Genomic DNA, 8,424 nt, shown 5'->3' with positions numbered 1-8,424 from the left:
CCGGCCATCGGCCTGGGCGACTATCAGGTAGCCAAACGGCTCCAGGGCCTCGGCGCGGAGTACCTCGAGATCAGTGAAGGACGGGACGAAGCGGCGCACCAGCGGAAGATCGTGGATCGCCAGACCCATCACTCCTCCGCGGATCGAGCCCTCCACAACGGCTGGGTCGCGGAGGTCAGGAACCGGGGGAGTGGCCGGTCGGGCAACGACCTCCGTAGCGAAATCCTCAAATCGGGGATTTGGAGGCAACACGATTGATGACCGTATGGTGTGTGCTGTCTCGGCCAGGTCGCCCCAGGCYTCCTCCGCTGCTTTCCACCCCGGGTCGAAAGTGTGCATCGCGCCCACAATGATCGGCACGCCRGTCTCGGCAGAAACTTCCGAGATCCGGGCCGCTTCTTCMCCGCTCATGGCAAAGGGCTTCTCACACAGTATCGCGCGCTTKCCGGYCCGGCATGCGGCGATGACCTGCTCGGCATGGAACTGGTGGGGGCTGCAGATCACCACTACTTCGACCTCAGGGTCAGCCAGCAGCGCTTCGACACTGGTGGAAAAACGTGCGCCTACACGTCCGGCCACTGATTCAGCGATGCCCGCGTCCACGTCCATAACATGTGCCACAAAGAACGTTTKGGTGAGCCTGGCCARGGTSGGAAGGTGAATGGCCTGCGTGACAGGGCCTGCTCCCAGTATCCCGACGCCTAGAAGCGGCGGGGGTGTTGTCTCCTGCTGTTCGACAGCGGACATGTACATCTCCTCATTGATCTGAACACCTGCGTCACTGCGTGTGGGCTATGCCACGCGAAAAGACATCGCACGTTTACTTTTCATCAAATATAAACAGGTGTTTTGAATTTGGCAAGGGGGCCATAGGATGGGGTACCGAGGAAGGGAAGAGGTGGCATGTCAGCTTCACTTACGAGCCGAGGCCCGTATAAAAAGGGGCTCCTGCGGCGCCGGGAAATCGTTGATGCCGCTGCACGCGTATTCGCCAGGCACGGGTATCACGCGGGCTCCTTGCGTCACATAGCCGAGGAAGTTGGCGTAACGGGAGCGGCTCTAATCCGCTACTTCGGCAGCAAGGAAGGGCTGCTGGTAGCGGTTTTACTCCGCTGGCGGGAAGAGTCGTCCCGTTGGCAGGGGCCCCACACAGGTCTTGAATATTTCCGGGCGCTGATTCTGCTCATGCGGTACCACAGGACGCACCGCGGGTTCATTGAACTTTTCCTGACCTTAAGCACTGAGGCGTCAAACCCAGACCATCCCGCCCGCGAATTTATCGTCAAGCGCTRCGAAGATACGCTCCAGGGATTCAAGCAGCAGTTGGGCATGGCCAGGGACGCCGGCGACATACTGCCGCTTCCTGATGATGCAATCGATCTGGAGTCGCGCTCCTTGATCGCGCTGATGGACGGAATGGAGATCCAGTGGCTGCTCAACCCGGACCTCGACCTCGTCAGCAACTTCCAGGCGCAGGTGAACATCACAATCTCCCGCTGGACCGGAAAGAGCACTGAGGAAGTCACGCTCGAGACAGAGAGATGGCTGGAACGGGTGGACTCTGCACGCGCTGCCGCGCTTTGAAGCATCCGCCTGAAATTTGCCGCCTGGGCGCTTCCGTTACTTGATTCAGCTGTACCCGNTGGCTGGAACGGGTGGACTCTGCACGCGCTGCCGCGCTTTGAAGCATCCGCCTGAAATTTGCCGCCTGGGCGCTTCCGTTACTTGATTCAGCTGTACCCCTCTGCCCGCCGCTCGCACTGAAGCCTTCCTTAGTGAACCACCAATCGGCGATAACCGGCATCGTGTACAGATGTTGCTCCACACCCGTGGCTTCAGCGTCTCGGTGTGCCAAAGGGTGATCGTAGGTCATGAATTGGGAAGCGGGCCTCCCGGCGGCCATCACGCCCCCCGAGGACCAATAAGGCACGCTGCGCGGGTCCTCTTCTATAGCTACTCCCCGCCTATCGGAAACGCCGATAATGGTGATTCCGTCAAGCTGGGGGAGCGGTGCGGGTGAACCACCGTTATTGAAAAAGGGGCCGATCATCCGTGGCATCCTGCAGCAATTACGACACGGCCTAAAAGTTCTGCTGCCCCAATGACGGGCATGTCGGTAGCCCATGCCAGACTGTTCTCGCTTGTGCTTGCCCTCTAGGCGAGTGCTGTCACAATACGGTCCAAATTATGGGGGTTTCAGGTTCGTGGGTAGTACTAATTCAATATCATCGGCGGGTTCATCAATCGGCGCACGCTGGCTTCGCGCTGCCCTTCAGGTGAACCCGTATGAATACCATGGCAACCCCGCGCCCTCAATGGCCTATCCTGACGAAGCGTCCTATAACACCGCCCTTCTCGATGAGTGTGAAACTCAAGGCATCAGTTTGATTGCCATCACCGATCATTGGCGCGCTACGTCCGCAGCTGGATTGATCGAGGCCGCAAAACTCCGCGGCATCACAGCGCTACCAGGTTTTGAAGCGAATACATCCGAGGGCATCCATCTCTTGGTCATTTTCGATGCCGGGACCAATCTTGAAGACATCACGTTGGCCATCGGTGCCAGTGGACTGACGCCTGGCGATCCGCATGCTGTAGCAACCAAGTCGTTCGCAGAAATCGTCACCGAAATGACGACTCGCGGCGCACTTGTCATTCCGGCCCACGTCAACGTCGCCAATTCCGGCCTGTTGTGCAGAGTAATCGGCAAGCCGCTGGAAGCGATGATCAAGATGAAACAAATCCATGCGCTTGGTATTACGCCTAGCGTCGGTGATGTCGGTACTCAGAGTCAGATTCTCAAGAACAAGGCGCCTTTCAAGCGGAAGCATGCTCTTGTGAGAATCCACGCCGATGACATCAGTGCTCCATCTGCTCTCGCAACAGAGGGCGGAAGCACTTGGTTCAAAATGTGCGATCCAGGACTAGCAGGACTGAAGCATGCCATTCGCACACCTCAGACACGTGTGAGTCTTGTTGATCCGACTAGCAGTTCACGAGTGCTACTCCGTGAGATCTCATGGGTCGGCGGCTTTCTCAGCGGCCAAAAGCTTCCGCTCACGGAAGATCTGACTGCTCTCATCGGTGGTCGAGGAACAGGTAAGTCCACTGTGATCGAAAGTCTTCGATACGTTCTTGACATTGCGCCGATCGGTGAGGCAGCAAGAAAGGATCACGAGGGCGTCATTAAGAACGTTGTGCGGACCGCTACGACTATTTCCCTTACTGTCGATGTGACTTCGCCAGAACCTGCTCGCTATACCGTTGAGCGTACTGTTCCCGATCCTGCTGTTGTGAAGGACTCGAGCGGTACTGTGACGAGCCTTCGTCCACGCGACATCGTTGGAAGCCTCGAGATCTTCGGCCAGCACGAGTTGGCTGAGCTAGCGCAGGATAAGACGCTAATGGCCCAGATGGTCGGCAGAGTGGCGGGAAAGCCGGTGGCGGCTAAGGACCGAGCCGAGATTCTTGAGGCCCTTGCTGCAAATCGAGAGAATCTTAAGAAGGTTGAGCAAGACGACGACAATCTTGAAGCTGAGATCGCTGACATTCCTCGACTCGAGGAGCGTGCAGAGAAGTTCAGTGAAAGCGACGTTGGAACAAAGCTTGAGCAGCAGACCATTTTGAGGTCCGAGGAAGGGGTCTTCAGCGAAGTAATTGATCGACTGCGCGCCGTCGAAAATGAGCTAGCTAACACGGATCTCGATGTGCTCGCCGAGCAGCTCAGTGCGCCCATACACGGGATCGACGGGAGCCCACGGGAAGCCCACCTCAAGCCGGCTCGCGACGCGGTTGCGACAGCAGCGAAAGCAGTTAGCTCAGCTCAGGCAGCCCTCACAAAGGCGCTCGAAGATGCTCGCACTGCGACGGACAACGCAAGAAACGCGTGGGGCACGACGGTCCAGCCGATCCAGGAAACAAACGCAAAGGTGTTCCGTCAGCTTATTGAGGATGGACATAATCCGGATGAGTACATACAGACGAAGGCGCAACTAGATCGGCTTACCAAACGTGCGGAGCAACGCAAGGTATACGCGACACGTAAAAAGAAGCTGCTTGTCGAGCGAACTGGCTTGATGCAAAAGCTTGCCACCAACGACACATCGATTGCGAAGGAACTCAACGAAGCCATCAGTCGAGCGAACAGTGCAACGACGAGTGCTGTCGTTGTGAAGCCTGTAGCTGATCCTGATCGCAGCGTGCTCAAAGCAATTATTGATAAGCACTTCAGGACCCCGCGCACCCAGGTAATTGCGGCGACTCAGAAAGATGACTTCTCGAGCCGTGCCTTTGTGGATGCCGCACGAAAGGGCGAGAAAGCGCTCGAGCCCTATGGAATCACAGGGGCCCAACTCAAGAACTTCTTAGAGCTTGGTGAGCCTCTCTTTCGCGAGCTCGAAGAACAATCGGTCGGGCGCGCAGTTGATGTGCAGCTGAATGTGGCTCAGAAAGGCAACGGCGTTGACTTGCGCCGGCTCGAGGACCTTTCGAAAGGGCAGCGCGCAACTGCGCTGTTGCTGCTCCTTTTGGGAGCGTCATCAAGCCCTCTCGTTATTGATCAGCCCGAGGACGACCTTGATAACCGTTTTATCTACGACGGAATCGTGACTCGTCTTCGTGATCTCAAGGGTTCGAGGCAGATTCTAGTCAGCACCCATAATGCGAACGTTCCGGTCCTCGGGGACGCAGATCTTGTCATTGCTCTTGAGGGGGATGGTCGCAATGGTTGGTCGGCGCCCGGGGGCATCGGATCACTCGATGCGCAATCGGTTCGGGAATACGCCGAGGACCTGCTTGAAGGCGGGCGTGACGCCTTCAGTGCGCGTCAACATCTCTACGGCTTCTAGTTTGTTGCTATTGACCTGCCAGTTGGCGGTTATCAAGAACGATCCACAATAGCGCTTGCTGAAAGGTCTCCGAAGATTGAGGGGGCATGCGTTGCAGGTGCCATTCGGAGTTGAAACAACGCCTGAGACAGAACGTGTCTGAACAGGCGGACCTATTTTTCCGGCCAATTTGGCCGGTCTACCGACGCTCCATCGAACTCTCGCCGCTTCGGCGCGGCTTGACGGCCGCGTCGACGGGGGAGTGCATCACTCCGGCACCGTGTGGCGCAGGTACTGGTAGACCGTTTCCCGGCTGATGCCGTAATCACGGGCGAGAGCAGCCTTCGGCACGCCTGCTGCCGCGCGCTGGACGAGGTCGGCCGCCCGGTCTGGGGTGAGGGTCTTTTTCCGTCCTTTGTAGGCGCCGCGCTGTTTGGCCAGGGCGATGCCTTCCCTTTGGCGTTCCCTGATGAGGGAGCGTTCGAATTCGGCGAAAGCCCCCATGACGGAGAGCATGAGTTTGGCCATGGGGGAGTCCTCGCCAGTGAAGACCAGGCTCTCTTTGACGAACTCCACCCGCACACCTTTACGGGTCAGGCCCTGCACGAGGGCGTGCAGGTCGTCCAGGTTGCGGGCGAGGCGGTCCATGCTGTGCACGACTAGGGTGTCCCCGTCGCGGGCGAACCGCAGCAGTTCAGCCAGCTGCGGTCTGGCCGTGTCCTTGCCGGAGGCCTTGTCCGTGAAGACCCGGTCCAGGACCAGGCTTTCGAGCTGGCGTTTCTCGTTCTGGTCCAGCGTGCTCACGCGCACGTACCCGATCCGCTGTCCGACCATCGGCGCCTCCAACCCTCGATCTGTCAATCTGAGTTTTGGACTCTTATCGGACAACAGTCAACAGTCAATAGGCCATGACCCTTAGTAGACATGCCGGACTGGAGACAGCACGACCCATGAAACGATCCGGGATGCTGCTGTGTCATGCCCTGATACTTGTGCCTGAAGATGACGATCGGGGACGCAAACTAAACTGAAATAGACATCGCGTGCAACTATCAGTCTACTTACTTTACGTAACGTCCATTATCGGCGTTTAAGAATGCCCGGGGGAGAGGTGCCAAAAGGGCCCTCTTTCGGCCGGCAGCCCGGCGATGACATCGGTTTTCAAAGTCCTCATGCGCAAAGCCTAAATCAAAGAGTGACGACTTTGATTCTTGCCCCCATGCAGGTTGATGCAAGGCCAATAATCGGCGTTTCGATTGTGCTGCTGTCCAGGCACCCCTTAACGAGCCCCTGGAAGTACTCCTGACCTGGGCATCATCTACAACCACGGCGGATTGGCGTCACAAACTATTACGCCGCACGGGGAAAGCCTTCGCCCGCGCCGCGCTTCACTCATAACCATGGAGGCGTTCGAATGCCTCGACTCGGGTTTACGCCGCCATTACTCTGCCCACTCCGCTGCTCGTCACCGTGATAACAGCCCGGAGCGCCGCAGCGTACTCCCCGTCACCGGCCTGGTGCTTGGTGAATCCCCATCATCGGCGTCCGATCCTATTCCAGGTTGGTGGAGCGCGCGCCAACACATGCCACGCCGTTCCCACCGTTTTTCTTACAGTCCCACACATGCCGCTGGTCTGCTTGTCAGTGACCGTCGGGCCCACGCTGGAGGCAGTGTCAACAGCATCGGCAAGGTTGTGCCGGTCGTCCAGTTGGTTAGTCAATGTCCCGGCAGCTGCCCGTGGTGCCCAGGTGCGGGTTGCGTGCGCCGAGGACGGTATACACGGTGGCGACGAGGGCAAGTGCGCCGTATCCGAACGCGATCTGCGGTAGTGAGAAGGTGTTGGAGAGTTGGCCGGCGATGAGGGCGGGGATCGTGGCGCCGCTGTAGCTGATGAGGTAGATGACGCTGAAGGTTGGTGCCCGGTCGGCGAGGGTGCTGCCGTGTAGCAGACCGCGGGTGGCGGCGCTGATGGCGATGCCTTGAGCGGCGCCGGCGACGATGGTCGCGGCGATGAACAACACCAGCGTGCCGGTGGCGATCGCTGTGATGATCCCTATCATCCCCGCCAGGAAGACGACCAGGCCGAAGCGTTGGGCTGCCGCGGGAGTGAACCGGCTGCCGAGCGGAGCCCCGAGAGCGCTGGAACCCATGTATGCGGCGAACACCAGTGCGAGGACGAGCGGACTGGCGGTGTGGAGTTGATTTTCGAGCAGCGCGGGCACGAACGCTTGGTAGAAGGCGCCGACCGCCCACGTAGGCAGGAGGACCGCAGCCGTGACGGGCAACAGATACCTGGCTCTGACCGGTAGGCGGACGCTGGGCCGCAGCGATAGCCACGCACCCGGCGTCCGAGTCACCGTCTCGGGGCTGATCGCTATGAGTACGACTGACAGGAGGAGGAGGCCGATGATGACGAGGTAGACGAGGGAGCGTGGCCAGGGGCCGAACTGGACCAGGGCGCCGGAGACTATGGCGCCGATGGCGAGGCCGAGCATGACTGTCTGGCTAGAGGCGACGGAGGCTAACCAGGCCGGCCTGGAGGGTGCGGTGTCGACGATGTAGGAGGTGAGGCTGCTGCTGGCCAGCCCTGCGCCGAAGCCCATCAGAAGCCGACCGGTGATCAGGATGCCGATCTCGTGCACGTTCAACAGCAGCAGACACCCAAAAAGCAGCAGACCGAGGCTTGCCATCGAGGTAGGTCGTCGGCCCAGATGGTTGGACAGTCGTCCCAGCACCAGCAGTGTGGCGAGGGTAGCGGCGGAGTAAGCGACGACAGTCATCGAGATGCCAGCGTTGGTGAACCCGTCCTCGGCCCGGTAGACGTTGAACAGCGGGATCGTCGAGCCCACCGCGGCGAACGCGGCCACCAGGGAGACCACCGCGGAGATGAAGGCCAGCCGAAACGTGGAGCCCCGGCCGGCCTCGTCAATCACCGACGCCGTGTCGTGCATCGAGCCGCGCCGCAGCAGGTCAGGCCCCCGGAGCGATCGCACAGGCCGCGACACAGACCCAGGTGCCCTCACGCTTCTGGTACGCGTCCGTGTACAGGGCTTCCTGTACAGAGCCGTCGGCGATCAAGGTGTAGCGGGCGCGGCCGTGGATCAGGGCGACGTCGCCGAGGATGCGGATCTTGGCGTCGAGGAGAGCGAGATCCTTGAAGGGGGGCGGCTTCGCGATGTACTCGAGGTACTCGCCGCGGTCGCGACTGGCTCCGGGAGTCTGCACGATGAAATCGTCCGCGAGCAGCTCGCGGAAGCGCTCAGCATCGCTGGCCTGGTCCGCCGCGTTGTAGTCGAGGTTGAGCCGCTCGAGGATCGCCAGATCCTCGACCGACTGCTTGGTATTGCTCATTTTCTTGTTCCTTCTCGGTGTGCGGTTATCAGTCCGTATTGCTTGCTGCGAAACGGAAAGGGTCCGTCGAGCCTCTCGATGGCCCCTACGGACGGACTCGGATGGCGTCTTCCGCGGGTCCCCGCTGGTCGGGGTATGGGCGCCGACGGCATCGTCGAGGGTCGCGACGTTGCCGAGGTTCGTACGCAGCCGTCCATCCCTCACCCGCTGGCCGATCTCCGTCAGTGAGCGGGAATGGACACGACC

6 protein-coding genes are annotated in these 8,424 nt (G+C 59.7%); 2 read left to right on the top strand and 4 right to left on the bottom strand.

Going from position 1 to position 8,424, the window contains the following annotated elements:
• The coding region (locus ASG92_RS02715; protein WP_240986969.1) for a Gfo/Idh/MocA family oxidoreductase at positions 1 to 747 on the bottom strand (747 nt) is incomplete at its 3' end.
• Positions 748 to 903: 156 nt separating this feature from the next.
• On the opposite strand from ASG92_RS02715, the gene ASG92_RS02710 reads away from it, so the two are divergent.
• Together ASG92_RS02710 and ASG92_RS02705 are read left to right on the top strand one after the other, a co-directional pair.
• Positions 904 to 1,584: a TetR/AcrR family transcriptional regulator gene (locus ASG92_RS02710; RefSeq protein ID WP_056624113.1), complete on the top strand. Its 681-nt coding sequence runs from the start codon at positions 904 to 906 to the stop codon at positions 1,582 to 1,584.
• A gap of 620 nt (positions 1,585 to 2,204) precedes the next feature.
• Positions 2,205 to 4,847 (top strand): TrlF family AAA-like ATPase, encoded by a 2,643-nt coding sequence (locus ASG92_RS02705; RefSeq protein ID WP_056624111.1) that lies wholly within the window; start codon positions 2,205 to 2,207, stop codon positions 4,845 to 4,847.
• A 246-nt stretch (positions 4,848 to 5,093) separates the two neighbouring features.
• Here ASG92_RS02705 and ASG92_RS02700 read toward each other — a convergent pair whose 3' ends face one another.
• The 3 genes from ASG92_RS02700 to ASG92_RS02690 all read right to left on the bottom strand — a co-directional run bounded on the left by ASG92_RS02700 (position 5,094) and on the right by ASG92_RS02690 (position 8,178).
• A complete protein-coding gene (locus tag ASG92_RS02700; protein WP_056624107.1) occupies positions 5,094 to 5,660 on the bottom strand; it encodes a recombinase family protein in 567 nt (188 codons plus the stop codon).
• Positions 5,661 to 6,539: 879 nt separating this feature from the next.
• On the bottom strand, positions 6,540 to 7,778 hold the full coding sequence (locus ASG92_RS02695) for an MFS transporter (protein ID WP_056624354.1): 1,239 nt from the start codon (positions 7,776 to 7,778) through the stop codon (positions 6,540 to 6,542).
• 19 nt (positions 7,779 to 7,797) lie between these two features.
• Positions 7,798 to 8,178: a nuclear transport factor 2 family protein gene (locus ASG92_RS02690; protein ID WP_056624104.1), complete on the bottom strand. Its 381-nt coding sequence runs from the start codon at positions 8,176 to 8,178 to the stop codon at positions 7,798 to 7,800.
• Positions 8,179 to 8,424: the final 246 nt, after the last annotated feature.

This window comes from Arthrobacter sp. Soil736, from assembly GCF_001428005.1.
In the GTDB taxonomy this organism is placed as follows: domain Bacteria; phylum Actinomycetota; class Actinomycetes; order Actinomycetales; family Micrococcaceae; genus Arthrobacter.
This window is presented reverse-complemented; position numbering and strand designations above follow the sequence as displayed.